The organism is Alsobacter sp. R-9 (assembly GCF_054612375.1).
In genome coordinates this window covers 1-25,711 of sequence record NZ_JBTSWJ010000022.1, presented here as the reverse complement: position 1 = coordinate 25,711, position 25,711 = coordinate 1, and the positions used below count along the sequence as shown (strand labels likewise).

The following is a 25,711-nucleotide window of genomic DNA, read 5'->3' as shown; positions in this document are numbered from 1 at the left end:
CGATGCACGACCGTCCCCGCCTCCAGCGTGACCTGACCGAGCCGGAACCCATTCCGGAGGCGGGCATCGCGCGCGCGAACGAGCTCATGCGCTCCGGCCGGCTGTTTCGATACGGCGAGATGGGCGCGGACCAGCTCGATGCGTCGCAACTGGAACTGGAGTTCGCCGCCTTCGTCGGCCGTCGCTACTGCGTCGCACTGAACTCCGGCGGCGGCGCACTCTTCCTCGCGCTGAAGGTGGCGGGCGTGCAGCCGGGCGACGCGGTGCTCATCAATGGCTTCACTCTCGCGCCCGTCCCCGGCTCCATTCTCCACGCGGCGGCGCGGCCGGTGATCGTCGAGGTCGGCACGGACTACGTCATCGACATCGACGACCTGCGGCGCAAGGCCGGGCAGTCCGGCGCGAAGGTGCTGATGCTGTCCCACATGCGCGGGCACATCGCCGACATGGACCGGGTCATGCAGGCCTGCGGCGACCTCGGCCTCACCCTGGTCGAGGACTGCGCCCACGCGCTCTGCGCCAGCTGGCGCGGCAAGGCCATCGGGACGTTCGGAGCCGCGGCGGCCTTCTCGGCTCAGACCTACAAGCATCTCAATGCGGGCGAGGGCGGGTTCCTCGTCACGGACGACGAGGGCATGGCGGCCACCGCCATCCTGCATTCGGGCAGCTACATGCTGCACGGCCAGCACCTGAGCAGTCCCGGTTCTGCAGCCCTGGAGGCCGTGGCCGAGCGTGTGCCGAACTTCAGCATGCGCATGACTGCGCTCGCCGCAGCGCTCTTGCGACCCCAACTGGCGGAACTGCCGCGCCGCGCGGCCCGCTGGAACGAGATCCACGATCGCATCGCGTCCGGGTTGGCCCGATCGCAGCTGGTGTTCCTCCCGCCGCGATCGACCCACGCGCGGTATTCGCCGACGTCGGTCCAGTTCTCGCTGCCATCCCTGTCGCCGGTCGAGATCACGGCCGTCCTCGACGCCGCGAAGGCCAGGGGGCTGCCCATCAAGTGGTTCGGCGCGGAACGGCAGGTCGGCTTCACCAGTGCGCCGCGCCACTGGGCCTATGCCGGCGAGCAGGGCGACCTCGCCCGGACCCACCGCGTGCTGTCGACGCTCTGCGACATCCGCACGCCGGTCACGCTGACCGATGACGAGTGCGACCTGATCGCGGAGATCGTCCGCGACGCCATCGAGACCGTCGTTCCGGGAGACACCGGAGCGGGTGCAACACGCCGGGCGGACGCCGTCCGCGAGGCCCGATAACCACGGAGGGAGTGAGACATGAAGCGCATTCTTCAAGGCGTGGCCATGGCCACGATGCTGGCCGCGACATTGCCGGCTTCGGCCCAGGCGCAGACCGCCATCGGCGTCAGCTACCAGCCCTCGCTTTACTGGGCCCTGCCGTTCCACTACGCGACCGTGAAGGGCTGGTGGAAGGATGTCGGGCTGGCACCGAACTTCACCACCTTCCCCGCCGGTGCGCCCCAGATCGCGGCCGCGCCCTCCAAGTCGTGGGACGTCGGCGGGACGGGTTCGGTTCCCGCCGTCCTCGGCGCGGCCCGCTTCAACATCCTGACCATCGGCATCACCAACGACGAGTCCAAGACGAACGCGATGATGGTGCGCGGCGACAAGTTCGACGCGATCAAGGCCAACCCGCAGAGCCTGAAGGGTCAGCGCCTGCTGCTGACCACCAACTCCACGGTGGACTACGCCTCCCGCAAGTGCCTCGTGAAGATGGGGCTGGCCGCCAACGACATGCAGTTCGTCAACCTCGGCCAGGCGCAGATCATCACGGCGCTGACCTCCAACAACGGTGACATCGCCGGGGTCTGGGCGCCGAACACCTACACGCTCGAGGACCGGGCAGGCGCGAAGTACCTGTGCTCGGGAGCGGACGCCGGCGCCATAGTTCCCGGTGCGCTGATCGTCCGGGCCGACTTCGCCAAGGAGCGTCCCGACGACGTCGCCAAGTTCCTCGCCGTCTTCCTGCGCGGCTGGTCCTGGGCCAAGGCCAATCCCGCCGAGGCGCGCACTCTCGCGCTGGACTTCTACAAGCAGGGCGGGCTCGAGGTGACGCCGCGCGCCATGGACCAGGAGTTCGCGCTGCGGCCCACCTTCGGTCTGGACGAGCAGCTCAAGCTCATGAGCCGAGGCTCGGGCGCCTCGGCCGTCGACGGCTGGTTCACCGAGATCGGCACCTTCATCACCGACGTCGGCACCATTCCGTCCAACCCGGACGCGAAGAGCTACATCACCGACGAGTTCATGAAGAAGGTGGCGGCGGACCCGAAGCTGAGGGCCTTCGCGACGGAATTCGACAAGAAGTGAGTCGAGGGTCCGGGCGGCGCCGGCCGTCCGGACCTCCAACCTCCATTCAGCGCACGCAAGGACCCGCCCGATGGCCATCACCTATCTGAAGCGCGCCGACAAGACGCCGGAGACCGAGACCGACGCCGCCCGCAAGGTGGTGACCGAGATGCTCGCGGCCATCGAGGCGGGGGGCGAGCAGGCCGTGCACGACTATGCGTTGAAGCTCGACAAGTGGGACGGACCGATCGTGCTCGATCCGGAGACGATCGCCGCCCTGACCCGCGACGTGCCGCAGGCCGTGAAGGACGACATCGCGCTGGCCGCCTCGCAGGTGCGGCGGTTCGCCGAGGCCCAGCGCGAGTCGGTGAGGGATTTTTCCATCGAGATCAGTCCCGGCCTGATGCTGGGGCAGAAGCTGGTGCCCGTGAACACGGCCGGCTGCTACGTCCCGACCGGCCGGTACGCCCACATCGCGTCCGCCTACATGTCGGTGGCGACAGCCAAGGCCGCCGGCGTCAAGACCGTCGTGGCCTGTTCCGCCCCGTTCCGGGGCGGCAACATCCACCCCCACGTGCTTTATGCGATGACGATCGCCGGGGCCGACGTGATCATGTGCCTCGGCGGCGTGCAGGCCATCGCGGCCATGACCTTCGGCCTCTTCACGGGGAAGCCCGCCGACATCATCGTCGGCCCGGGCAACAAGTTCGTCGCCGAGGCCAAGCGCATGTTGTTCGGCAAGGTCGGGATCGACGTCTTCGCCGGCCCGTCCGAAGTGCAGGTGATCGCCGACGACACCGCCGATCCGCTGATCGTCGCGACCGATCTCGTCGGCCAGGCCGAGCACGGCCACGAGAGCCCGGCGTGGCTTCTCACCACGTCGCGTCGCGTCGCCGAGGAGGTGATGCGGCTGGTGCCGCTGCTGATCGACGAGCTCCCGCCGACGGCGCGCGATGCCGCCGGCGCCGCATGGCGCGACTACGGCGAGGTCGTCCTGTGCGATACGCGCGAGGAGGTCGTGACGTTGTCCGACGCCTATGCCTGTGAGCATCTCGAGGTGCAATGCGCCGACCTTGAGTGGTGGCACCAGCATCTCACCAACTACGGGTCGCTGTTCCTGGGCGAGGAGACCAACGTCGCCTTCGGCGACAAGGTGTCGGGACCCAACCACATCCTCCCGACCAAGTTCGCCGCGCGGTACTCGGCTGGCCTGTCGGTGCACAAGTTCCTGAAGCCCCTGACATGGCAGCGGATGACCCGCGACGCCTGCAAGGCCGTCGCTCCCGTCTCGGCCCGGATCTCCCGGCTCGAGGGGATGGAGGCGCACGCGCGGACGTCGGACGTGCGCATGGCCAAGTATGCGCCGGGTCACAACGTCGACCTGGGCAAGCCGGTCGAGGCGTGACGACCATGTTTCGGCTGGCGGCCCTCTTCGACATCACCGGTCGCACCGCCGTGATCACGGGCGGCAACAGCGGCATCGGCGCCCGGATGGCGCGGGCGCTCGCGATGGCGGGCGCGCATGTCGTTGTTGCCGCGCGCCGTCAAGCCGAACTCGATCTCACGGTGGCGGAACTGGTGGGAGAAGGGCTTTCGGCCAGTGCGATCGTCGCCGACATGGCGGCGGACGATTGCGGACGCCGGGTGGCAGATGCCCTCGATGCGCAGGGACGCAGTGCCGACATCCTCGTGCATGCAGCCGGGATGAACCTGCGGCAACCCTTTGCGCAGGTCGATGCCGCTGCCTTCGACCTGCATCTCGCCGTGCACCTGCGCGCCCCATTCCTGCTGACGCAGGCCCTCGCTCCTGCGATGGCGCGGAGAGGCTGGGGTCGCATCATCACGATCGCATCCCTGCAGAGCTTCCGAGCGATGCCGAACTCGGCGCCCTATGGCGCGGCCAAGGGCGGCGTGGTGCAACTCACGCGCGCGATCGCCGAGGAGTGGTCGCGGCACGGCGTCACCTGCAACGCCATCGCCCCCGGCTTCTTCCCCACGCCGCTGACTGGACCTGTCTTCGCCGACGCAGAGCGCGCCGCGAAGCTGGCGGCGCAGACGGCCATCGGCCGCAACGGTCACCTGTCTGACCTCGACGGCGCCACGGTGTTCCTCGCGTCCGACGCGTCGGCCTACGTGACCGGCCAGACCCTCGCCGTCGACGGCGGCTTTACCGCGAAATGACGGAGCGCTCGATGAGAGCCCTGGTCTATCTGGGTCCCAACGCACTCGAACTGCAGGAAGTCCCGGAGCCGGTCCCTGACGCGGGCGAGGTCCTGGTGCGCGTCGAGGCCGTCGGCATCTGCGGCTCGGACATGCATGCCTATCACGGGCATGACAGCCGCCGTCCGCCGCCGCTCATCCTCGGCCATGAGGCGGCGGGCCACATCGTCCGCGGCCCGCGGGCTGGCCAGCGCGTGACGATCAATCCTCTGGTCATCGACCCCGCGTGCCCCTACGCGATCGAGGGCCGCTGGCATCTGTCGCCCACCCGCCAGATCATTTCCATGCCGCCAAGGGAAGGGGCGTTCGCCGAACTGGTCCGGATCCCCGAGCGCAATGTCGTGCCCATTGCCGACGACATGCCCATTGCGCAGGCCGCCCTCGCCGAACCCGTCGCGGTGTCCTGGCACGCGGTCCGTCTGGGGATCGAGCGACTGCACCAGCCGCTCGCGGCATGCAGGGTCGTGGTGATCGGCGGCGGCGCCATCGGCCTCGCGGCAGCGCTCGTGGTGCGCCACTTCGGCGCGAGGCAAGTCACGCTGGGCGAGTCGAACCCGCTCAGGCGTCATTCGATCGCGTCCGAGGAGGGCTTTGACACGTATCGCCCGGGCGAAGACGACCCCGAACCCAACAGCATCGATCTCGTCATCGATGCCGTCGGCGCCGATGCAACGCGGGCGGCCGCCTCGTCGATGGTTCGGCCCGGAGGCGTGATCGTCCACATCGGGCTTCTTCCCGGACATCAGGGGCTCGATATCCGGAAGCTCACGCTGCAGGAGATCACCCTGACCGGATCCTACTGCTACACTCCGGTCGACTTCGTGCAGACGGTCGAAGCTCTTGCGAAGGGGTGGCTCGGGCGGCTCGGCTGGTTCGAGGAACGCGGGTTGGCGGATGGGCCGCAGGCGTTCCGGGATATCGACGAGGGCCGGGCCAGCAGATCCAAGCTGGTCCTCAGGTGCTAGCGTCGTCCATGCGCCCCGGGGCATCTCCAGGATTGGCCGCCGGACACTGATGATTGCGGTCGCGGGCAGTTCTCTCGACCGGCCGAACCCCGCGATGACGCCTGATGTCGTTGCGGGCCAGCGGCCGACATCCAGTTTGCGCTGGCCCACCCGGTATCGAAGACGGTAGTCATGGGCACGAGCCGGCCGGACACCGTGGCCCAGGACATGAAGGGACGAGACGGGCTCCTCCGTCCCTCTGGGAGAGGTTCCGCGGGCGCGGCCCGATTGCCGACGACGCGCCCGACCGTGACGCGGTCAGGCCGCCCTGCCCGGAGGACCAGTGATGCGCGCGCTCAAGATCGACGACGTCGGCCGGACGTCCTTCCATGACATCCCCGCGCCGCGACCGGGGCCGGAGGAGGTCCTCCTCGCCGTCCGGCATGTCGGCCTGTGTGGCAGCGACATGGCGACGTTCACGGGCGCGAACCCGCTGGTGTCCCTTCCTCGCATTCCCGGCCATGAACTCGGATGCGAGATCGTCGAGGCCGGCGCCGCGGTGCCGCCGGCCTTCTCACCGGGGCACCGGGCGATCGTCATCCCCTACACCACCTGCGGCGCCTGTTCGTCGTGCCGGCGCGGGCGGTTCAATGCCTGCCGCTTCAACCGGACGCTGGGCGTGCAGCAGGACGGCGGACTCGCCGAGCAGATCGTCGTCCATCACTCCAAGCTGATCCTCAATGACCGGCTGGCGCCGCGCCATCTCGCCCTGGTGGAGCCGCTTTCCGTGGGCTTCCATGCGGTGGCGCGCGGCCGCGTGGGGCCCGACGATCATGTCGTGGTGCTGGGCTGCGGGATGATCGGCATGGGGGCCATCGCCGGCGCCGCGGCGCGGGGTGCGCGTGTGACGGCGGTCGACGTCGGTGTCGCCAAGCAGGCCCTCGCAAGGGCCTGGGGCGCGGCGGAGACGATCGATGCCGCCGCCGAGGATGTCGCGGCACGCGTCGCGGCGCTGACGGACGGCCACGGCGCCGATGTCGTCATCGAGGCCGTCGGCCTGCCCCTCACGTTCCGCCAGGCGGTGGACATCGCCTGTTTCTCGGGTCGCATCGTCTACATCGGCTACAGCAAGGCGGAGGTCGCCTACGACACGAAGCTCTTCAACCTGAAGGAGCTCGACATCATGGGTTCACGGAATGCGCTGCGCGAGGACTTCGACGCCGTCATCTCCTTCCTCGAGACGACGGAGCGCAACCCGGACGACCTCATCACGCAGGTCGTGCCTTTCGATCGGGCCGAAGAGGCCCTCTCATGGTGGCGCGACCACCGGGCGACCACGCTGAAGGTCGTGATCGAACGCTGAGCAAGGAGAACCGGCAGAGCTGGCGCAAGGTCCCACGGACCCGGCCCCGAGAGGGCTGGGGTCGCGAATCTCCGGTTCGAGCCACCCGCGCCCTCCGGGGTGCGCCTTCATGTCCGACGCGACCGCCTCGAGGGCAGCTGAACCCGGGCGCGCCTGGAATGACGGTTCCTTGCGCGCATGGCGAATCCCTTCAGGAGCTCGGCCGCGCAGAGATAGGCGACCACGAGTGCGGCAATGGCGCCGAGAAGCTTCAGCGGCAGGGGAGCGAAGCCGAGATAGGGCGCTGCCGGTCCCAGGGCGGCGAAAAGTCCCGCCGAAATTGCGCCGAGCGAGGTCGCGACAAGGGCCGGATGCGGGCGGCTGGCCCAAGGCCTGCCTGCGGTGCGGATCAGGAAGATGACGAGGACCTGCGTGGCGATGGATTCCACGAACCAAGCCGTCCGGAATTCTCCCGGGGATGCGGAGAACCCGAAGAGCAGGAGGCCGAAGGTCGCCGCGTCGAACAGGGACGAAAGCGGGCCCATGACGAGCGTGAAGCGCAGCACGGCGGCCATGTCCCATGCATGCGGCGCGGCCGTCTCGGACGCATCCACGTCATCGAACGGGATTCCTGTCTCCGAAAGGTCGTAGAGGAGGTTGTTGAGCAGGATCTGCACGGCCGTCAGCGGCAGGAACGGGATCGCCAGCGAGGCAAGGGCCATCGAGAGCATGTTGCCGAAGTTCGAACTCGTGCCCATGCGGACATACTTCGTGATGTTCGCGTAGGTGCGTCGTCCTTCCTCCACACCGTCCGCCAGCACGCCGAGATCGGGCTCGAGGAGGATCAGGTCTGCGGCAGCCCGCGCCACGTCGGTGGCTCCGTCGACGGACAGGCCGCAATCCGCCGCCTTGATCGCGGGCGCGTCGTTGATGCCGTCTCCCATGAAGCCGATCGTGTGTCCCCGCGCCCGAAGGGCCCGGATGACCCGCATCTTCTGATCGGGAGACACGCGTGCGTAGAGATCGACGGACTGGGCGCGCGCGGCGAGGGCGGCATCGCTCATCGTGGCGATCTCGGCGCCGGTGAGCAGGCCCTCGGCCGGAAGCCCAAGCGTCTGGACGAGATGGCGGACGACCGGTGCCGCATCGCCCGAGACGATCTTGACCCGCACGCCGAGCCTTTCGAGCCGGGCCACGGCTGCGGCGGCGCTCGCCTTCGGCGGATCGATGAAGGCACACCAGCCGGCAAACACCAGATCGCGCTCGTCCGCCGCCGCGATCGTGCCCGGGTCCGCCGGCATCTCGCGGAAAGCCACGCCAAGCAGCCGCTGTCCCTCCGACGCCCTCGCGTCGTGAAGGGCCGTGAGGCGCTCGCGGGTCGCGTCGTTCAGCGGAGCAACGGCGCCGCCTGCCTCCCCCACGGCTACGCAGAGGGCTAGAACCTCCTCGGGCGCGCCCTTGACGACGAGAAGTTGCCTGTCATCGCAGCGCGCGAGCACGGTCGCGCGTCGACGCTCGAAGTCGAAAGGCAACTCGGCCACCCTGGACCATTTCCCAGGATCGCGCTGCCGGGCCGCGTCGAGAATGGCGGCATCGAGGGCGCTCGAAAGCCCGGAGGAAAGACGGCTGTTGAGCGCAGCGAGGGCGAGCACTCCGTCGTTCGGGAGCCCGTCCGGGCCGGGATGGCCGACCAGCGCGATGCGCGCCTCCGTCAGGGTGCCGGTCTTGTCCGTGCACAGCACGTCGATGGCGCCGAAGTCATGGATGGCCGCGAGCCGTTTCACGATCACCCTCTTGCGCGCCATCCGGAGAGCTCCGCGGGACAGGGTGACGGTCGTCACCATCGGCAGGAGCTCGGGAGTCAGGCCAACCGCGAGGGCCACCGCGAACATGAAGGCTTCGAGCGCCGGACGGTGGAAGGCGAGGTGCGCGAGCAGGACGAACAGGACCAGCAGGGTCGTCAGCCTCAGGATGAGAACGCCGAGCTGGTGCAGGCCGCGCTCGAAGGCCGTTGGCGGCTCGTCGGCTTCGAGCGCCGACGCGATGCCGCCGAAGCGTGTGCGCGCGCCCGTCGCCACAACCAGCATGGTCAGCCTGCCGGACACAAGCGCCGTTCCGCCGAACAGGGCATCAAACGCCTCCGAGGGCTCTTCGGCATCGCTGGGGCCAACCCTCTTCTCGACCGGGTACGGCTCGCCGGTCAGGAGCGCTTCGTTGACCATCCCGTTCCGGCTTTCCAGCACGATGCCGTCCGCAGGAACGAGGTCGCCCGGTTCGAGCGAAATCACGTCGCCGGGGACGACATCCTCCACCGGTCGCTCCGTGTATCGGCCATCACGGCGGATGCGCGCCCTTACGGCGATCGATCGCCGCAGCGCATCGACCGCTCGTTCGGCACGATGCTCCTGGAGCACGTCGAGCCCGACGGAGACCAGAACGATGACGACGATGATGGCGCAGCTGGCTAGATCGCCGGTCGCACCGGAAATGGCGGCGGCCACGAGCAGGATCGTAATGAGCGGTTCGGCCAGCCGCCGCACGATCTTGGTGCCGATCATGCGACGCGCCGTCCGGATCGTCGCATTGGGACCGAAGGACGCCAGCCGCGCCTGTGCCTCGGCGTCGCTCAGGCCTTCAGGCCGGCTCGCCAGGTCAGAGAACGCGTCCGCGGGCGTCCGGTCCCAGAAGCGGGCCGGCACGGTGTCGCTCGAAAGGTTCGGCATGCCTCTGACCGCTGGACTTCGGGGGCCCCGAGGGCCGGCTCCGCGGCCGCACTTCGGCGAGTCGCCTCAACGGCCTCGATTCTCATGCCGCCGGAGGACATGACCTCCTTCGGCGTCGGTGCGTCCTCTGCAGGCCGCGGACGCTCAAGGGCGGCCCGGATAGAACTGGTTCGTGAAGGGCGACGCCGACGGCGTCTGGATCCGGATGTATCCGACCGCTCCGGCCTGATGACAGGCGTTGCAGGCCGAGGTGACGTCTCGGTAGACGCGAACGAACCGCCCGGCGTCACGGGCCTTGATGGCCGACTGGAGCTCGAGCATGGGGGCATCGACCGCCTGGATCTGCTCGACCGGGATGTTGGCGTAAAGAAGCGCCGCGCGACCCAGCCCCTGCAGCAGGTGGCGCAACTCGTACTCTGCAAGATCCCAGCTGCCGGAGCGCCCGGCGTACCAGAGCTTGATGTGGCGGAGCTGGATGCCGAGCATGATGTCCCCGAGAGTGGGGACGATCAGCTCCTGCTCCTGCTCGCGCCCCCGGGACGAGAACTGTCCGTACGTCGTCTGCGCAACGACGCCCGTTGCGAGAACGGTGGCCGTCAGGGCACCGGCGAGCAACCCGCGCAGCATGTAAGCCCCCTTGGGTCGGGAAGCGACGGTTCATCATCGTCCGGTCGACCGCTCCGGACGTTGATGCGCGTCAACTCGCGCGAGAAGCGGACCTGCCGGCGTCCCGAGGCGTCATCTCAGGCTCGCCAGTGACGCGCCGTGAACAGGAAACGCCCCGGAGCGGAGGCGATGCGGGCAAGGCCGGACAATGCCGGGTCGGGCTCGACGACCACATGTGTCGGGATCTGCATCATGAGGTCCGCGAACGGAGCCTTTCGCTCGAAGGCGTTCCGGAACGCGCCCCCCTCGAGCACGTCGATCAGCCGCGGGGCGATCCCGCCAGACAGGAACACCCCACCGGTCGCCCCGAACAGGAGCGCCAGGTCGCCGACGAAACGGCCGAGCAGCCGCGCCCATTCCTCGACGGCGCGACGGGCCGAGGGATCTCCGGCCCGCGCGGCCCCAGCGACATCCGCGGCAGTGGTTCCTGACGTTCCCGTCTCGTCCAGAACGCACAGCGCGCGGTACAGCCGCACGAGCCCAGGTCCCGCCAGGACGGACTCTGCCGTGATTCGCCCGCGCACGCGGTCCAGCCGAGGCCATATGGCGAACTCCTCCGGATCGCAGGCACCGAAATCCATGTGGCCTGCTTCCGTCGGTTCGAGGACGACGAGATCGCCGACAGGGCGTGCGAGCGCAGCGCCGAAGCCGGTTCCGGGACCGCATGCGAGGGTCGGTCCTTCGGACGCCGGCTGCGGCTTTCCGATGGTGACCAGCCCGGCCCGTCCCGGAACACCGACGGCTGCCGCAACGGGCAGGTAGTCGTTCAGCACGGTCACGCCGCTCAGGCTGCCCGTTCTCCCGATCGCCTCCGGATCGAACGTCCAGCTGCCGTTGGTCAGCTTCGGTACCCCCTGTCCCACCCGCCCGGCGATCGCCAGCATTGCGCTTCGGAACGATGCCGGCGCCAGCGCCCGCCTTGCCGCGGCAAGCGCCGCGTCCACGGTTGCGAACGCCGTGGTCTCTGTGCGCCAAACGTGTCCCGGCATGCCTCCGGGTTCTTCGACGATGGCGAAGCGGGAATTCGTCCCGCCGACATCGGCGACAAGCACGGGAAACGGTAGTTCAGGCATCATGGCGGCGTTCCTGCTTCACGGAGCCCCCGGAGAGGTCGCTCAGCACCAGCCGGATGGCCTTGAGACCCGATGGCTCGGCACTGAACCCCGCGAGGATGTCGAAGTCGCCCGGTTCAGGACGCTGGTCGCCGCGTCCGCCGAGCGGCGCGAGTTCGTCGGAGCGCAGGCGGATGCCCACATCCGCCCCGGCATGCGGTTCGAGGGTCACGGGAATCATCCCGCGGAGTTCGAGGACTGGGCGGGCGATGTGCGCTGTCCGGTCCCGGATGAAGACGAAGACGACCGTGCGCCCGGTCCGGCCGCCGAGATTGCGGACATGGGCCGTCACGACGAAGGATTCCCCGAGCCCGACCCTGTCCGGCATCACGTCGAGGCGCTCGAGGGCAAAGCGGGTGAAGCCAAGCCCGTGGCCGAACCAGAAGCGGGGGGCCGTTGGCGCGTCGATGTAGCGGCTCGTGAAGCGGTCGCGCTCATCCGCCGGCCTGCCGGCGGGACGAGGCGAGGAATGGATCGGAATCTGGCCGATCGCATGGGGCCAGGTGACGGGCAGGCGCCCCTCGGGCTCGCTTCGGCCGGACAGGACGTCGGCGAGAGCTTCTGCGCCCGACGATCCGGGAAACCAGCAGACCAGTATCGCCGCGGCCGAGTCCAGCAGGTCCGGCGCGATGAGCGGTCGACCGCACGACAGCAGAACGACGGTGGGAAGCCCCATGGCCAGGACACGGTGCGCGACGGCCAACTGGCTGTCCGGGATGACGGGAAAGGCGCGGCTCGCGCCCTCGCCGCTCATGACCGTGGTTTCGCCAAGCCGCAGGACAACCACGCCGCTCCCGCGCAAGGCCGAACGCAGCTCTTCGTCCGAACCGGCCAGCGCACAGGGGACGGCGAAGACCGTCCTGTGCGGGAAGGCTTTCGCGAGTGCTCCCCCAAGGTCGATCGCATCGCCGGCGCCGATGGCCGGCCATGGTCCCAGCATGTCTGACCGGTCCAGCCAGGGATCGATGAGGGCGATCGGATCCCCGTGCTGGCCGAGCGGCAGGGCACCGCGGTCGTCCTTTAGCAGCACGAAACTGCGGCGTGCGGCCTCGCGGGGGAGATCAAGGCCGTCATCGTCGTTGCAGGACAGAGCCGTGGGTCCGCGTTCTCCGTCGAACAGCCCAAGCCGCCACTTCAGCGTCAGGACACGCATCACGGCCGCGTCGATGTCGGAGGGCAATACCAGCCCCTTTTCCAGCGCGACGGGAAGGCCCGTGGCATAGGCCGGGCTCATCATGTCGATGTCCACGCCGGCCGAGAGTGCGAGTGCCGCCGCATGCGTCAGGTCCTCGGCCACGCCGTGAGCGACGAGCTCGGCCACTGCGCCGTAATCGCTGACGATCACTCCGTCGAAGCCCCAGGCCGTCCTCAGGAGGTCACCGAGCAACGCGCTGCTGGTCATGGGTTCGCCGGCGAGATCGACGAAGGCCGGCATGACGGCCACGACCCCCGCAGACACGGCCGCGCGGAACGGCGGCAGGTAGACCTCGTCGAGCGTTCGGCGGGACACGTCCACGGACGCGTACTCGCGTCCCGCGGTGACGGCGCCATAGGCGACGAAGTGCTTGGCCGTCGCGGCGAGACCCGTGGGCTGCCGCAGCCGCGCGCCGTCGATGCCCTGGAAGCCCTTCACCTTGGCGTCCGCGTAGCGTGCGGCAAGCCAGGGGTCCTCGCCCGGCCCCTCGGCCATCCGCCCCCAGCGCGGATCGCGGCAGACGTCCAGCATCGGAGCGAAGGTCATGACGATCCCGTCCCGGCGGGCTTCGGCGGCGGCTGCGGCCGCCGTGCGCTCCCACAATGCCGGGTCGAGCGTCGCCACCTCCGCCAGGGGAATGGGGAAGATGCTGCGGTAGCCGTGCAGGACGTCAAGGCACGTCAGGAGAGGAATGCCGAGCCTGCTCTCCTGGCGTGCGATCGCCTGCAACTCGTCGAGCACGGGTCGGCCCGTGACGTTCAGGATGCTTCCGGCGGCGCCGCGGCGGATCGCGTCGCGCAGGTCGACCGCCGGCCGGTCCGGCGGTGGCGGCCCGGTCATGACGAGTTGTCCGATCTTCTCGGCAAGCGTCATCCGTCCGACGAGTTCGGCAAGGAATGATACGGGCTTTATCATCGCCGATGTCTGCCGCAGAGTGGTTCGGTCAGTATCGCTCTTCGTAGGGCCGGCGAAAACGACATGGCGCAACCCGCCGCTAGCACGACGTCGGCTCCGGAAGCGGCCGGCATCGGCGTCGATGCAGGGCAGCCCGCAGCCCGCCCCGCAAGAGGACTGCGATCTCTCGCATGGCGCCCGCTCGCGATCATGGGTGCCTCACTCTGCGCCGTCCTCGTCGTCAACATGATGGCGCAGATCCGGCTGAACGAGTGGCAGGGCGCCTTCTTCGACGCCATCGGGCAGCGCGACCGCGACGGCTTCGTTCGCCAGCTCGCCGTCTTCGCGGGCATTGCCGCTGTGCTGCTTGTCGCCGTCGTTGCGCAGACTTGGCTGCAGGAGCGCATGAAGGTCCGCCTGCGCGCGGCGATCACCACCGACCTGCTCGACCTCTGGCTGGCCGACGGACGCGCTCATCGGCTCAAGTCGGTGGGCTCCATCGGGCTGAACCCGGACCAGCGCATCCACGAGGACGTTCGTCACTTCAGCGACCTGACACCCGATCTCGCCGCGGGCCTGATCCAGTCGACGCTGTTGCTCGCGTCGTTCGTGGGAATTCTCTGGTCGCTGTCCGAGATCGCAGCAGTTCCGATCGGCGATGCGGCTTTCGTCGTGCCGGGCTACCTGCTGTGGTGGGCGCTGGGTTACGCGGGTCTCGGCTCGATTCTGACCTGGCTGATGGGTCGCCCGCTAATCAGGCTCAATGAGCGACGCTACGCACAGGAAGCCGAGTTGCGAGCATTGCTGGTCAATCTCGGCCACAACGCGACCTCCGTGGCTCTCGCAGGTGGCGAAGCGCGAGAGCGCGGCGTGGCGGGGCAATCGCTTGGAACCGTCATTGCGACCAGCCTCGATCTTGCGAGAGCGCTGGTCAGGCTGACATGGGTGACCTCGGCCTACGGCTGGGGAACGCTCATCGTTCCGGTGATCGCAGCCTCTCCGGCCTATTTCTCGGGAACCCTGTCGTTGGGCGGCCTGATGATGTGTGTCGGAGCATTCAGCCAGGTCCAGCAGGCGCTGCGATGGTTCGTGGACAACTTCGCGCGGATCGCGGACTGGCGCGCCACCTACAGGCGCGTGGCCGGGTTGCGGCGCGCCATGGAGGATGATGCGGACGTGCCGTCCCGGGCCGGCACGCTCCACCGGTCTCCCTTCGAGAACGAGACGCTTCGACTGTCGCACCTCGCCGTCGAGGCGGAGGGAACGACCGTGTCCCTTCGGGAAGAGCAGGTCACGGTGCGCCCTGGTGAACGCGTCCTTCTCTCCGGCGAGACGGGAGGACGCCCGAGCGGGCTCTTCCTGTGCATGGCAGGGCTCCTGCGGGAGGGATCGGGCGAGGTCTCGCTTCCTGCGCGATCGGATGTGATCGTGCTGACGGCTCACCCTTATCTCCCGGCCGGCCCGCTGAAGGAGGCCGCCTGTTATCCCGATCCTCCGTCGATGCATGCCGACGAGGCGGTGCGCGCGGCGCTCTCGGGCGTCGGCCTGGATGAGCTGGCACAGTCCCTCGGGCGTCAGGCGGACTGGGAGGAAGATCTCACGCATGGCGAGCAGCAACTGCTCGCCGTCGCCCGCGTCGTCCTTCTCGCACCCGCTTGGGTTCTGCTGGACGATGCACTGAATGCACTGGAGCCGAGGAAGAGAAGCGAGACGCTCCGCGTCCTGTCTTGCGCCCTTCCGCGCAGCGCGATCATCGCAGGCGGGCACTTCGCCACGCCCGATCTCGCCTGGGACCGCGTCTATCACGTGAGACGAAGGCAGCGACGTCCGTCAGGGCTGTCTGGTCGCGCGGCGCACCGGGAGCATGCCGGATCCGCCGGCGGGACGACGGGGGAGCAGCAGCCTTGAGACTGCCCGCCGCCGACGCCGCCGACGACGTGTTGCTCGACGCCGTTCAGCGGCAGACGCTGCGCTACTTCTGGCACTATGCCCACCCGGTCAGCTTCATGGCCCTCGATCGCAGCGTGCCGGGCACTTACGGGCCGGACGCCGTGGCGGTGGGGGGGACGGGGTTCGGCTTGATGGGGCTGCTGGCCGGCGTCGAGCGGGGCTGGCTCAGGCGGAGCGCGGTCCTCGAGAGGCTCCGCGCCGTCGTCGGTTTCCTGGGAAGCGCCGAGCGCTTCCATGGCGTCTTTCCCCACTTCCTCGACGGACGGACCGGCCGTGCCATCCCTTTCGGCGCGGATGACGATGGCGGCGACATCGTGGAGACGGCGTTCCTCATGATGGGCCTCCTGGGCTGTAGGGCCTTCTTCGACCGACCCGACATGGCCGAAGCGCGGCTCCGGACGGCGATCGACGACCTCTGGCGTGCCGTGGAGTGGGACTGGCACGCCGGCGACGGGGCGACCCTCTACTGGCACTGGAGTCCCACGGTCGGATGGGCGCGGAACTTCCCTGTCGCCGGCTGGAACGAATGCCTCGTGACCTACGTGCTGGCGGCGGGATCACCCACGCATCCGATTGAGACAGCCGTCTACCGCTCCTGCTGGGAAGGCGGCGCCGCCTTCAGGAACGGCAATGTCTTCTATGGCGTGCGCCTCCCGCTGGGACCCGATTTCGGCGGCCCGCTCTGCTTTGCGCACTACTCGTTTCTCGGGCTCGATCCCAGGCGGCTCGCCGACCGGCACGTCCACTACTGGGAGCAGAACACGGCGCACGTCGAGATCAACCGGCGGCACTGCATCGCCAATCCCGGCCGTTACGAAGGATATGGAGCGGACTGCTGGGGACTGACGGCCAGCGACGACGATCTCGGGTACAACCAGCACGCTCCCGACTGCGATCTCGGCGTGATCTCGCCGACGGCGGCTCTCTCGTCGTTCCCGTATGCGCCGGAGCACGCCTTTCTTGCCCTCAGGACCTTCACCGGCCGTCTTGGCCGGAAGCTGTGGACACCGCGGGGCCTGCGCGATTCCTTCTGCGAGTCGAGGAACTGGTTTGCACCCACCACGCTCGCCATCGACCAGGGCCCCATCGTCGGGATGATCGAGAACCATCGCAGCGGCCTGCTTTGGAGCCTCTTCATGTCGTGCCCCGAGGTGAGGGCGGGGCTCGACCGTCTCGGCTTCAGCGAACGTTCGCCGGCTCCGTCGCGTCCGGATGGCGAGCGGCCCGATGACTGACGACCGATGCGTTCACGCCGTCCGGCCGTGGTGGCAAGGTGCCGTCATCTACGAGATCTATGTCCGATCGTTCCAGGACGGGAACGACGACGGCGTCGGTGACCTGCGCGGAATCCTGAAGCGGCTCGACTATCTCGTCTCCCTCGGGATCGACGCCGTCTGGCTCACGCCCTTCTATCCCTCGCCCATGGTGGATGGAGGGTACGACGTCGCCGACTACTGCGATGTCGACAGGGTGTTCGGAAGCCTTCGGGATTTCGACGAGCTGGTGGCGGCATTGTCCGGGGCGGGCATCCGGACCATCATCGACCTCGTGCCCAACCACACGTCGGAGCGGCACCCGTGGTTCGTCGACTCCCGCTCGAGCCGGACCAGCCGGTACCGCGACTGGTACGTCTGGCGCGATCCTTCTCCGACGGGAGGCCCGCCCAACAACTGGCTCAGCCAGCCTGGCGGTTCGGCCTGGGCCTTCGACGACGCAAGCGGACAATTCTACCTGCACTCCTTCCTTCCGGCGCAGCCGGACCTGAACTGGCGAAATCCTGATGTGCGCGACGCGTTCGATGGCATCCTCGCGTTCTGGCTCGACCGCGGTGTCTCGGGCTTCCGCGTCGACGTCGCCGACCGCCTCCTCAAGGATCCCGGGTTTCGGGACGATCCCCCGAATCCAGCGCACCGGCCGGGCGATCCGGACTTCATGCGCCTGAGCCCGCTGAACAGCTCCGACCAGGCGGATCTCGCAGAGATCGCCGTGCGTTTCCGCCGGACTTTGTCGCGGTATCCCGGCGAGCCCGTCCTGATCGGGGAGATCTACCAGCCCGTGGAACGGCTGGGCCGGTACTACGGCACCGACCTGTCGGGCTTCGACCTCCCGTTCAACTTCAACCTCATGTGGCTGGATTGGCAGGCCCGCGGTGTTCTCGACCTCATCGAGCGCTACGAGGCAGCTCTGCCCGAAGGCGCGTGGCCCACCTGGGTTCTCGGCAATCACGATCAGCATCGCGTCGCGAGCCGCCTGGGGCTCGCCCAGGCGCGTGTGGCGATGATGCTTGTCCTCACCTTGCGAGGGACGCCGACCCTCTATCAGGGTGACGAGCTCGGGATGATGGACGGAGAGGTGTCCCCGGGTCGCCTCGTGGATTCCTTCGGCCTTGCCGATCCCTCGCGCGGGCGCGACCCCTTCAGGACGCCGATGCCATGGGATGCCACGGCGTACATGGGGTTCTCCGGCGTCGAGGCCTGGCTGCCCGTTGCTGATGCCGACCCGCGGCTGGCGGTGTCCGCCCAGTCTTCCGACGACGGATCGATGCTCGCCATGACGAGGCGATGCCTCAGGCTGAGGTCGCGCGAGCCCGCGTTGAAGGTAGGGGCATTCGAGGCGATTTCGGCCGAGGGGGACGTGCTTGTGTATCGTCGCGCCTACGGGCGCTCGACCTTCATCGTGGCCCTGAACTTCTGTTCGCGGGACAGGATCGTCCGGATCCCGGTCGAGCAGGCCGCCTGTGTTCTCTCGACGCACGGGCCCGTCGAGGCCACGGTCGCGGGTCGGGACATCGACCTGCGGGCCCACGAGGGACGCGTGTTCCGGGTTCTCGATCCACCGAACCGGACGTCCGACGTGCGCCGCTGAAGAGGAGGGAGCCGTGTCGGAATGCCTTCGCCTCGTCGCGGTCGCCTGCCTCGCATTTCTGTCCGGCGCGTCGTCCACTCTCGCACAGGATCGCGCACCGCATCGCCCGGTCGGCGGACCAGCTGTATCCTTGAACGGCCTCGACTGGCCGTTCTCGGCCATCGCGCGTGTCGACGTGTCCGGCCGCGGCCGGGGAGGCCAGTGCACGGGAACGCTGATCGGTCCGGACGTGGTGGTGACGGCCGCCCATTGCGTCGTGGGAGCCCGCGGCAAGGTTTCGGGCAGCATCCGCGTGTCCTTCAGGACGCCAGACGGCTTCCGGACCTATGCGCCGCGCTCCGTCAAGGTCGCGCCGGAGTTCCGTCCGCGGTCGGCGTGGGCGATGCTGCGGCACGACTGGGCCATGCTGACGCTCGACCGTTCCCCGGGGTTGAGAGCCGTCCCTGTCGGCGATCCGGAGCCTTCGATGTTGGAGGGGCTCGCGCGAGCCGGACGCGTCGTTCGTGCCGGCTACGGCGCCGGGACACGCAACGTCCTGACGATCCACCGCCGGTGCCTGGTGCAGGCATCGAGGTCGGAACCCGGCCTGATGCTCAACGAGTGCTTCTCGGCGCCCGGCAACTCCGGATCGCCCATCTTCGTGCTGACGAACTCGGGCGCCGAACTCGTCGCCATGCATACGGCCATCGGCCGCCACCAATGGTTCGAAAGGAACAACCCCACATCCGAGAGCAGCATCTGGGTGGGGGCGGGACCGGAAGCAGACGCGTTCCGTCCTCATCTGTGAGGTCCGGTGTGAAAGTCGGAGGGTAGCCGCGATGCCTTGGCGCCACATCGGCGAGCTTCCACCCGCGGTGCGCGACCATCTGCCGTTGCATGCCCAGGAGATCTTCCTCGCCGCGTTCAACAGCGCATGGACCGAGCGGATCGACGATCCGGACGTCGAGGCAACGGCATTCCGGATCGCCTGGGGCGCCGTGAAGCGGTTCTACCGCAAGGACGGGCAGGCCTGGGTGCCGAAGCGGGAGGAGCCGCCCGGCGGGCCGTGATCGCAGTCAGCCGAACCGCCCTTCGCAGCACGAGCGGTATTGATCTCACGGGACGAGAACGGCCGCGCCCTGAAGGCGGCCATGCCGCAGGTCGTCCAGGGCTTCGTTCGCCCGGCCCAGTGGATAGGTTGTCGTCGTCGTTTCGATCCTTGTCCGTCGGGCCCTGTCGAGGAACTGGCGGGCGTCCTCGCGGGTGAGGTTTGCGACGGACCTCACCCGCCGCTCGCCCCACAGGATCGCGTAGGGGAACGAGGGTATGTCACTCATGTGGATGCCGCCGCAAACGACGACACCACCCTTTCGAACGGCGCTCAGAGCCCGCGGCACCAACTCTCCCGCCGGCGCGAAGATGATCGCCGCATCGAGCAGGGCCGGCGCGGACTCGTTCGATCCGCCTGCCCATGTCGCGCCGAGCCTGCGAGCGAAGTCCTGCGATGCCGCGTCGCCTGGCCGGGTGAATGCGAACACCCTCCGGCCCTCGGCGACAGCCACCTGACACAGGATGTGCGCCGCGGCGCCGAACCCGTAGAGACCGATCTCGGCCGCGTCGCCTGCAGCCTGCAGGGACCGCCAGCCGATCAGGCCCGCGCACAGCAGCGGGGCCGTGGCGACGGGATCGTCGAAGCCGTCGAGCGGGAAGGCGAAGGAGTGGTTCACCACCACATGCGTGGCGAACCCGCCATCGCAGGTGAAGCCGGTGAAGACCGGCGTGTCACAGAGGTTCTCGGCTCCGCTGGCGCAGTAGCGGCAATGTCCGCAGGTGTGGCCGAGCCACGGCACACCCACCCGCGCGCCGGACATGCAGGTCTCGACGCCGGGCCCCAACGCATCGACCCGCCCGACGATCTCGTGTCCGGGCACGATGGGGAAGACGGGGTCGGCGAGTTCGCCGTCGACCACGTGGAGGTCGGTACGGCAGACGGCGCAGGTCTCGACCCGCAGACGGACCTCTCCGGGGCCGGGTTCGGGCAAGGATCTTTCCTCCCGGACGAGACGTTGTCGCGGGCCGTGCAGAACCATTGCCGTCATGGTCATGGACATCGACTTGAGGCTACTGCGCCCGTACGGCATGCGGCATCCGGCATCGTCCTGACCGGTCCTGTCGCGCTCCATTCGTTTCCACGCCGCCCGGGATGAACTACCCTTTCGGCTGGCGTCCCCCGCGTCCTTCAGCCAGGCGGGAGTTTCCGCAGCGATGCCCCTCGATCCCTTTCATGCGTGGCTATCGCCGATAACGGCCGGCTGGCGAGCCAGCGAGGCGTGGCTCGGAGCCATGCAGGAGGCCCTCGTCGCGACGGACGAAGGCAACTCCCTTCCGGACTTCTGCACGCCATCGGAGCTTGTTCTCGACCTGCAGACCATGCGGTTGCGCCGATGGCGGACCCCGCCGGATCGTCCGGAACCGGACCGCGGGCGAAGGCGCGCCGCACGACCGGCGCGGAGCAGGCCGAAGCGCGGATCGGTGATCGTCGTCGCCCCGTACGCCTTGCATCACGCATCGATCGCCGACCTGGCGCCGGGCCACTCCATCGTGCAACGGCTGCTGGGCGGGGCCTTCGACGATGTCTGGCTGACGGAATGGAAGAGCGCTACCCCGGAGAGGGCGGGGATCACCATCGACTCGCTGCTCGCGGACTTGCTTGTGGCCGTCGAAGAAGCCGGCAACCCGGTGGATCTCGTCGGGCTCTGCCAGGGCGGCTGGCTCTCGCTCGCATTCGCCGCCCGGTTCCCCTCACGAACCCGGCGTCTTGTTCTCGCCGGTGCTCCCGTGGACTTCGCCGTGGCGTCCTCCCGCCTCACGGAGGCCCTCCACAACATGTTGCCGCCATTTGCGGAGATCGGGAGCTCCCGGTCCGCAACGGTCGGTGGCCGCCACCTGCTCGCCCTGTGGGGCGTCACGACGCTCGATGCCGCCGCCATGCAGGCGATGCTTCAACTCGACGGGCCGCCTGAGGCAGCATTGGCGGCGCGGGTGCAGAACTGGTACCTCAACGCCGTGGACCTGCCGGGCGCCTATCTCGGCGAGGTCATCGACCGCCTCTTTCGGCGAAACGAACTCGCGACGGGCCGATTCGCGGCGCTGGGCCGGACCCTGTCGCTGAAGGCGATCGAGTCGCCGATGTGCCTGCTCGTCGGTACTGCCGATGATATAGCCCCGCCGCAACAGGCCCTTGCGGCACGACGTCTCGTCGGGACGGCGGAGCACGACGTTCAGGTGCTCGAAGCAGACTGCGGGCACCTGGCCCTTTTCCTCGGGCGCCGGACGCTCGACGGTCCATGGTGCCGCATCGTCGACTGGCTTGGCCAGGATCGTCCTTAGCCGAAAACGTAGCTTCCCGGAGCGGCAGGAAGGGCCTTGCCCTGGTCCGCAAGGCCCATGGGAGGCGGCGCAATGGCTCGGCCGGAATGCTCCGCGAGCCATTTCACCCAGACGGGCCACCATGAGCCTTCCGTCGCGTCGGTCGACGCCAGCCACGCGTCCGGATCGACGTAGAGGTCGTCGGCCCGCTTCGTACGTACGCGAACATGACGGCCCGGGACGCCAGGCGGAGAGACGACGCCGGTGTTGTGTCCACCCGAGGTCAGGGCGAACGTCACGTCAGCGTCGGTCAGAAGGTGGATCTTGAACGTCGACCGCCATGGTGCGACGTGGTCGTGCTCCGTTCCCAGCGAGAAGATGGGAGTGCGGATGTCGGAGAGCGCGACCGGCCTTCCCGCCACGCGGAAGCGGCCTTCGGCGAGATCGTTGTCGAGAAACAGCTGGCGCAGATACTCCGAATGCATGCGATAGGGCATCCGCGTCGCGTCGGCATTCCAGGCCATCAGGTCCGTCATCGGCGTGCGTTCGCCCATGAGGTAGTCGTGCGCCAGCCGCGACCAGATCAGGTCGTTCGAGCGCAGCAGCTGAAAGGCGCCCGCCATCTGTCGGCTGTCGAGATAGCCCTGGGCGGCCATCAGGTCCTCCAGGAAATGGACCTGGCTCTCGCTGATGAACAGCGTCAGTTCGCCTGCCTCCGAAAAGTCCTGCTGCGCCGCGAACAAGGACACAGTGGCGAGTCGATCGTCGCCGTCGCGCGCCATGGCTGCGGCGGCGATCGACAGCAGCGTGCCGCCGAGGCAGTAGCCCGTGGCATGAACGCGGCTATCGGGGACGATGCGGCCGACGGTTTCGAGCGCGGCCATGATGCCGTCGGAACGATAGTTCTCCAGCCTGAGGTCGGCATCTTCCTCCCCCGGGTTCAGCCAGGATATCGCGAAGACCGTGAAGCCCTCTCCGACCAGCCATCGGATCAGCGAGTTCTCCGGGGAAAGATCGAGGATGTAGTACTTCATGATCCAGGCCGGGACGATGAGGACAGGCTCCGGCCTTACGGTCCGCGTCGCCGGGCTGTACTGGATCAGCTCCATCAGGCGGTTGCGGAAGACGACCCGTCCGGGTGTCACGGCCACGGTTCGGCCGACGGTGAAAGCATCTGCCCCGACAGGCGGTCCATGGCTGATCGCCCTCGACAGATCCTCCGCAAGGTTTCCGAGCCCTGCGGCGAGGTTGCGCCCCCCGCTTTCGAGCGTCCGCTTCAGAACGACCGGGTTCGTCGGCAGGAAGTTGGCCGGTGACCACATGTCCAGGAACTGGCGGGCCCCGAATTCCACCATGGCCTCGTGGCTGCGGGATACGCCGGGGACGTCTGTCGTGGCGTTGTGCCACCACTGCTGCTGGAGCAGGAACGCCTGCTGGACGAAGTCGAAGGGCCAGGTCTGCCATTCCGGCGCGGAGAACCGCCGATCCTGCGCCAGGGGCTCGATGCTGGGTCGTGTCGCACCTCCCTGGACGGCACGGCGTGCCAGCCACTCGAAGAGCCGGGCCCATTTGCGCATCGCCTTCTCGACGAGTTCAGCCTGCTTCCCGGGGGACGCCGAAAGATGGACGGCCCAGTCGAGATAGGCGGCCATGAGAGCGGCCGGCGAGAGACCGTTCGTCAGGCGGGCCATCCATCCATGGACCCGCTGGTCGATTTCGCTTTCCCTTGCGGCTTCGCGCTCCGGGGGTGGCGGTTCTGCAGGCCTGACACGTCCTCGCGACGAAGGACGCGTACCGTTGCCGCGCCGGGAACCCTGCCCGGACACCAGGGCTCCCCGCTTGCGCGTCACGCCGCTCGCCATTTGAACCTCACGGTGGTGTGCCGGCTTCCTCTACGGATAAACGGCAGTCTACCCGAATGGAGCATGGCGATGACTGATCCGCCTCAAGCTCCCTGCGCTTCCGGGCCGGATCCCGGCACGTTCCGGACCCGGTGAACGCGCCTCACGCCGACATGCCGAACGGGGCGTCGATGGACGTCGCCGGGGGCGTGAACCAACGCGGTCCTTCAGCGGTCATGTAGACGTGGTCTTCGAGCCGCACGCCGAACGATCCGTACAGGCAGATCATCGGCTCGACCGAGAACGTCATGCCCTCTGCGAGCGGCGTGTCGTCGCCTCGAACGATGTAGGGGGCCTCGTGGACGTCGAGGCCGATCCCGTGTCCTGTCCGGTGCGGAAGGCCCGGCGTCGCATAGCCCGGGCCGAAGCCGGCCGCTTCGATCACCGAGCGCGCGGCATCGTCGAGGACCTCGCATCGCGCACCTGGCCGGGCCGCAGCGAAGGCGGCTGCCTGCGCCGCCTTCTCGAGGTCCCAGACGGACCGCTGGCGGTCTGTGGGCTGGCCGAAGACGTAGGTGCGCGTCAGGTCCGACACATAGCCGTCGACCGGTGCGCCGACGTCCACGAGCACCATGTCGCCTGGCTTCAGCGTCTGCGGATACGGCACGCCGTGCGGATAGGCCGTGGCCTCGCCGAAGAGCACGATGTTGAAAGCCGGCGGACCTTCCGCGCCGAGCCGCTGATGGGCAGCCACGAGAAACTGCTGGACCTCGGTCGTCGTGATGCCGGGGCATAGGATGCGCGCCGCGGCCTTCTGGGCAGCCAGGGTGATCGACATGGCGGTCTGCATCAACGCGAGTTCCGCAGGCGACTTTCGGATCCGGCAGCCCGTGGTGACGGGCCCGGCACTGACGAGATCCAAGGAGGGGCCCGACCGTCTGAGCCGATCGACCGTGGCGAACGGCGTCGCCTCGTCGAGCGCAAGCGGCCCTCCGGTGATCCCGTGCTCCGCCAGCGTGGAGACGACGAGTTCGGTCGGGTCCTCATGCTCGTCCCACGCCGCGACCGGACCGTCGATGCTCATCATCGTGCGCAGCTTCTCCACCTCGAAGGCCGGGCTGACGTAGATCGGGTCGCCCTCGGCGAGAAGGATCACGCCATGGAGACGCTCGCTGCGGTGGAGCTTGAGGCCGGTGAAGTAGGTCAGGCTCGTGGAGACGTCGAGCCACATCGCCGGAAGGCCCCGTTCGCGCATCAGCCGACGGGCGCGTGCCAGTCGCTGGCGGCGTTCCTCCACACCGATGGGCGGCGCTTCGCCCCGCATCGACGTCATCTCGTTCAGTTCCGCGTCCGGCGTCGAACCGCCCACCCCGATGGCCATCATCCCGCTCCCTTCAGATCACGCGGGGAGACTACCGGAGCCCTTCGTCAAGCCAAAGGCCTCCGGCTCGCCTCTCGCTGTGGAGAGCCGTTACCCGTCGATCCAGCGAGGTCGCGGGCGCCGAGATCACCCATGAAAGGCCTGGAGGGCATGGACCCCTTGCAGGGCGATCATGAAGTCCGGCTCCGTCGGGCCGTCAAAGTGGACCTCGACCAGCGTCTCGGTGTGGCCGTCGTGCTCCTCGACGCGGACGCGGAACGGTGCGTCGTCAGTCAGTGTTGCGTCGAGTTGCTTGACGGCCAGCCGCAGTTCCGTGCCGTCGTCGGACTTCGCCTTGACGAAGGCGCTGTCCTCGTCGCCTCGCACGGTGATGGTCCAGCCTGCCATGCAGATGCGGTCCCCGACGGCGAAGTCGAGGATCTGCTGGACGGTGAGGGGTTGGGTGTTGTGCTGGGCGGCGGTCTCGAGGTTGGCGAGGATGCCGGCGAGGGCGGCGGTGTCGCCCGTGCCGGTGTTGCCCGTGCCGGTGTCGCCCGTGCCTGCGCCCGTTTCGGCGAGGGCGGCCTGGAGGGACCCTGTGCCGCCGGTGCCCGTGCCCGGGGATCCGGTGTCGCCCGTGCCGGTGTCGGCGAGGGTGGAGGGGGATTCCGTGTCGCCCTCGCCGTCGCCCGTGCCGGTCGGCATGGCGAGGGGCTGGGCCGAGGCGGGGACGAGGGCGGAGAAGTCGAAGGTGTCGTCGCCCTCGCCGCCGGCCACCGCCACCATGGCGTGGCCGAAGCGGACGGTGTCGGCGCCCGAGCCGGCATGCACCTCCTCGAAGCCGCCGATCGTGTCCTCGCCGATCTCAAGGCCCGTGGCGCGGCCCGCCGCGAGGTCGATGTCGAGCGCCTGCGCCGCGGCGCCGTAGTCCAGCACGTCGCGGCC

At 68.6% G+C, this 25,711-nt stretch carries 19 protein-coding genes and 1 pseudogene; 12 read left to right on the top strand and 8 right to left on the bottom strand.

Annotated elements, in window-relative coordinates; all coding sequences use genetic code 11:
* Window positions 1-2: 2 nt before the first annotated feature.
* From ACX9GQ_RS23730 to ACX9GQ_RS23705, 6 genes are all read left to right on the top strand, one after another.
* Complete coding sequence (locus tag ACX9GQ_RS23730; RefSeq protein ID WP_459632087.1) at window positions 3-1,259, top strand: DegT/DnrJ/EryC1/StrS family aminotransferase; 1,257 nt, start codon at window positions 3-5, stop codon at window positions 1,257-1,259.
* A gap of 18 nt (window positions 1,260-1,277) precedes the next feature.
* Window positions 1,278-2,327 (top strand): ABC transporter substrate-binding protein, encoded by a 1,050-nt coding sequence (locus ACX9GQ_RS23725; protein ID WP_459632086.1) that lies wholly within the window; start codon window positions 1,278-1,280, stop codon window positions 2,325-2,327.
* Window positions 2,328-2,397: 70 nt separating this feature from the next.
* Window positions 2,398-3,711: a sulfopropanediol 3-dehydrogenase gene (gene hpsN / locus ACX9GQ_RS23720; RefSeq protein WP_459632085.1), complete on the top strand. Its 1,314-nt coding sequence runs from the start codon at window positions 2,398-2,400 to the stop codon at window positions 3,709-3,711.
* Between the two features lie 5 nt (window positions 3,712-3,716).
* Window positions 3,717-4,487, top strand: a complete 771-nt coding sequence (locus tag ACX9GQ_RS23715) for an SDR family NAD(P)-dependent oxidoreductase (RefSeq protein WP_459632103.1) — start codon at window positions 3,717-3,719, stop codon at window positions 4,485-4,487.
* Window positions 4,484-5,491: an alcohol dehydrogenase catalytic domain-containing protein gene (locus ACX9GQ_RS23710; RefSeq protein ID WP_459632084.1), complete on the top strand. Its 1,008-nt coding sequence runs from the start codon at window positions 4,484-4,486 to the stop codon at window positions 5,489-5,491. The genes ACX9GQ_RS23715 and ACX9GQ_RS23710 overlap by 4 nt, the downstream gene beginning before the upstream one ends.
* Window positions 5,492-5,816: 325 nt before the next feature.
* The gene (locus ACX9GQ_RS23705; RefSeq protein ID WP_459632083.1) at window positions 5,817-6,833 is read left to right on the top strand and encodes a zinc-binding alcohol dehydrogenase family protein; all 1,017 of its coding nucleotides are present in this window, start codon (window positions 5,817-5,819) and stop codon (window positions 6,831-6,833) included.
* 107 nt (window positions 6,834-6,940) lie between these two features.
* Here ACX9GQ_RS23705 and mgtA read toward each other — a convergent pair whose 3' ends face one another.
* The 4 genes from mgtA to ACX9GQ_RS23685 form a co-directional block, all read right to left on the bottom strand.
* Entirely contained in the window at window positions 6,941-9,535 is a 2,595-nt protein-coding gene (gene mgtA, locus ACX9GQ_RS23700) for a magnesium-translocating P-type ATPase (RefSeq protein ID WP_459632082.1), read from the bottom strand.
* Window positions 9,536-9,679: 144 nt separating this feature from the next.
* Window positions 9,680-10,162 (bottom strand): hypothetical protein, encoded by a 483-nt coding sequence (locus ACX9GQ_RS23695; RefSeq protein WP_459632081.1) that lies wholly within the window; start codon window positions 10,160-10,162, stop codon window positions 9,680-9,682.
* A gap of 116 nt (window positions 10,163-10,278) precedes the next feature.
* Complete coding sequence (locus ACX9GQ_RS23690) at window positions 10,279-11,277, bottom strand: glucokinase (RefSeq protein WP_459632080.1); 999 nt, start codon at window positions 11,275-11,277, stop codon at window positions 10,279-10,281.
* Complete coding sequence (locus ACX9GQ_RS23685) at window positions 11,267-13,423, bottom strand: glycoside hydrolase family 3 N-terminal domain-containing protein (protein WP_459632079.1); 2,157 nt, start codon at window positions 13,421-13,423, stop codon at window positions 11,267-11,269. The genes ACX9GQ_RS23690 and ACX9GQ_RS23685 overlap by 11 nt, the downstream gene beginning before the upstream one ends.
* A 63-nt stretch (window positions 13,424-13,486) precedes the next feature.
* Here ACX9GQ_RS23685 and ACX9GQ_RS23680 point away from each other — a divergent pair, with 63 nt between their 5' ends.
* From ACX9GQ_RS23680 to ACX9GQ_RS23660, 5 genes are all read left to right on the top strand, one after another.
* Window positions 13,487-15,310 (top strand): ABC transporter ATP-binding protein/permease, encoded by a 1,824-nt coding sequence (locus tag ACX9GQ_RS23680; RefSeq protein ID WP_459632078.1) that lies wholly within the window; start codon window positions 13,487-13,489, stop codon window positions 15,308-15,310.
* A complete protein-coding gene (locus tag ACX9GQ_RS23675; protein ID WP_459632077.1) occupies window positions 15,307-16,587 on the top strand; it encodes a glucoamylase family protein in 1,281 nt (426 codons plus the stop codon). Before ACX9GQ_RS23680 ends, ACX9GQ_RS23675 begins: the two co-directional genes overlap by 4 nt.
* On the top strand, window positions 16,580-18,217 hold the full coding sequence (locus ACX9GQ_RS23670) for an alpha-amylase family glycosyl hydrolase (protein ID WP_459632076.1): 1,638 nt from the start codon (window positions 16,580-16,582) through the stop codon (window positions 18,215-18,217). Before ACX9GQ_RS23675 ends, ACX9GQ_RS23670 begins: the two co-directional genes overlap by 8 nt.
* A 130-nt stretch (window positions 18,218-18,347) precedes the next feature.
* A complete protein-coding gene (locus ACX9GQ_RS23665; protein WP_459632075.1) occupies window positions 18,348-19,004 on the top strand; it encodes a trypsin-like serine peptidase in 657 nt (218 codons plus the stop codon).
* Between the two features lie 31 nt (window positions 19,005-19,035).
* On the top strand, window positions 19,036-19,266 hold the full coding sequence (locus tag ACX9GQ_RS23660; protein ID WP_459632074.1) for a ChaB family protein: 231 nt from the start codon (window positions 19,036-19,038) through the stop codon (window positions 19,264-19,266).
* A gap of 45 nt (window positions 19,267-19,311) precedes the next feature.
* Here the strand turns inward: ACX9GQ_RS23660 and ACX9GQ_RS23655 are convergent, their stop codons facing one another.
* Window positions 19,312-20,295, bottom strand: coding sequence for a zinc-dependent alcohol dehydrogenase family protein (locus ACX9GQ_RS23655; protein WP_459632102.1), 984 nt, complete (start codon window positions 20,293-20,295; stop codon window positions 19,312-19,314).
* A 433-nt stretch (window positions 20,296-20,728) separates the two neighbouring features.
* Here ACX9GQ_RS23655 and ACX9GQ_RS23650 point away from each other — a divergent pair, with 433 nt between their 5' ends.
* Window positions 20,729-21,586, top strand: coding sequence for an alpha/beta fold hydrolase (locus ACX9GQ_RS23650; protein WP_459632073.1), 858 nt, complete (start codon window positions 20,729-20,731; stop codon window positions 21,584-21,586).
* On the opposite strand, the gene ACX9GQ_RS23645 is transcribed toward ACX9GQ_RS23650, so the two are convergent.
* From ACX9GQ_RS23645 to ACX9GQ_RS23635, 3 genes and pseudogenes are all read right to left on the bottom strand, one after another.
* Window positions 21,583-23,427, bottom strand: coding sequence for a PHA/PHB synthase family protein (locus ACX9GQ_RS23645; RefSeq protein WP_459632072.1), 1,845 nt, complete (start codon window positions 23,425-23,427; stop codon window positions 21,583-21,585). The two genes, ACX9GQ_RS23650 and ACX9GQ_RS23645, sit on opposite strands and share 4 nt — an antisense overlap.
* Window positions 23,428-23,569: 142 nt before the next feature.
* Window positions 23,570-24,787, bottom strand: coding sequence for a M24 family metallopeptidase (locus ACX9GQ_RS23640; protein WP_459632071.1), 1,218 nt, complete (start codon window positions 24,785-24,787; stop codon window positions 23,570-23,572).
* Window positions 24,788-24,913: 126 nt separating this feature from the next.
* A pseudogene (locus ACX9GQ_RS23635) lies at window positions 24,914-25,711 on the bottom strand (hypothetical protein); the annotation flags it as partial.

Excerpts from the sequence above, each read along its gene's own strand:
- ACX9GQ_RS23730 (WP_459632087.1), top strand. The coding sequence starts at position 3 with ATGCACGACCGTCCCCGCCTCCAGCGTGACCTGACCGAGCCGGAACCC.
- ACX9GQ_RS23725 (WP_459632086.1), top strand. The coding sequence starts at position 1,278 with ATGAAGCGCATTCTTCAAGGCGTGGCCATGGCCACGATGCTGGCCGCG.
- hpsN (WP_459632085.1), top strand. The coding sequence starts at position 2,398 with ATGGCCATCACCTATCTGAAGCGCGCCGACAAGACGCCGGAGACCGAG.
- ACX9GQ_RS23715 (WP_459632103.1), top strand. The coding sequence starts at position 3,717 with ATGTTTCGGCTGGCGGCCCTCTTCGACATCACCGGTCGCACCGCCGTG.
- ACX9GQ_RS23710 (WP_459632084.1), top strand. The coding sequence starts at position 4,484 with ATGACGGAGCGCTCGATGAGAGCCCTGGTCTATCTGGGTCCCAACGCA.
- ACX9GQ_RS23705 (WP_459632083.1), top strand. The coding sequence starts at position 5,817 with ATGCGCGCGCTCAAGATCGACGACGTCGGCCGGACGTCCTTCCATGAC.
- mgtA (WP_459632082.1), bottom strand. The coding sequence starts at position 9,535 with ATGCCGAACCTTTCGAGCGACACCGTGCCGGCCCGCTTCTGGGACCGG.
- ACX9GQ_RS23695 (WP_459632081.1), bottom strand. The coding sequence starts at position 10,162 with ATGCTGCGCGGGTTGCTCGCCGGTGCCCTGACGGCCACCGTTCTCGCA.
- ACX9GQ_RS23690 (WP_459632080.1), bottom strand. The coding sequence starts at position 11,277 with ATGATGCCTGAACTACCGTTTCCCGTGCTTGTCGCCGATGTCGGCGGG.
- ACX9GQ_RS23685 (WP_459632079.1), bottom strand. The coding sequence starts at position 13,423 with ATGATAAAGCCCGTATCATTCCTTGCCGAACTCGTCGGACGGATGACG.
- ACX9GQ_RS23680 (WP_459632078.1), top strand. The coding sequence starts at position 13,487 with ATGGCGCAACCCGCCGCTAGCACGACGTCGGCTCCGGAAGCGGCCGGC.
- ACX9GQ_RS23670 (WP_459632076.1), top strand. The coding sequence starts at position 16,580 with ATGACTGACGACCGATGCGTTCACGCCGTCCGGCCGTGGTGGCAAGGT.
- ACX9GQ_RS23660 (WP_459632074.1), top strand. The coding sequence starts at position 19,036 with ATGCCTTGGCGCCACATCGGCGAGCTTCCACCCGCGGTGCGCGACCAT.
- ACX9GQ_RS23655 (WP_459632102.1), bottom strand. The coding sequence starts at position 20,295 with ATGACGGCAATGGTTCTGCACGGCCCGCGACAACGTCTCGTCCGGGAG.
- ACX9GQ_RS23645 (WP_459632072.1), bottom strand. The coding sequence starts at position 23,427 with ATGGCGAGCGGCGTGACGCGCAAGCGGGGAGCCCTGGTGTCCGGGCAG.
- ACX9GQ_RS23640 (WP_459632071.1), bottom strand. The coding sequence starts at position 24,787 with ATGGCCATCGGGGTGGGCGGTTCGACGCCGGACGCGGAACTGAACGAG.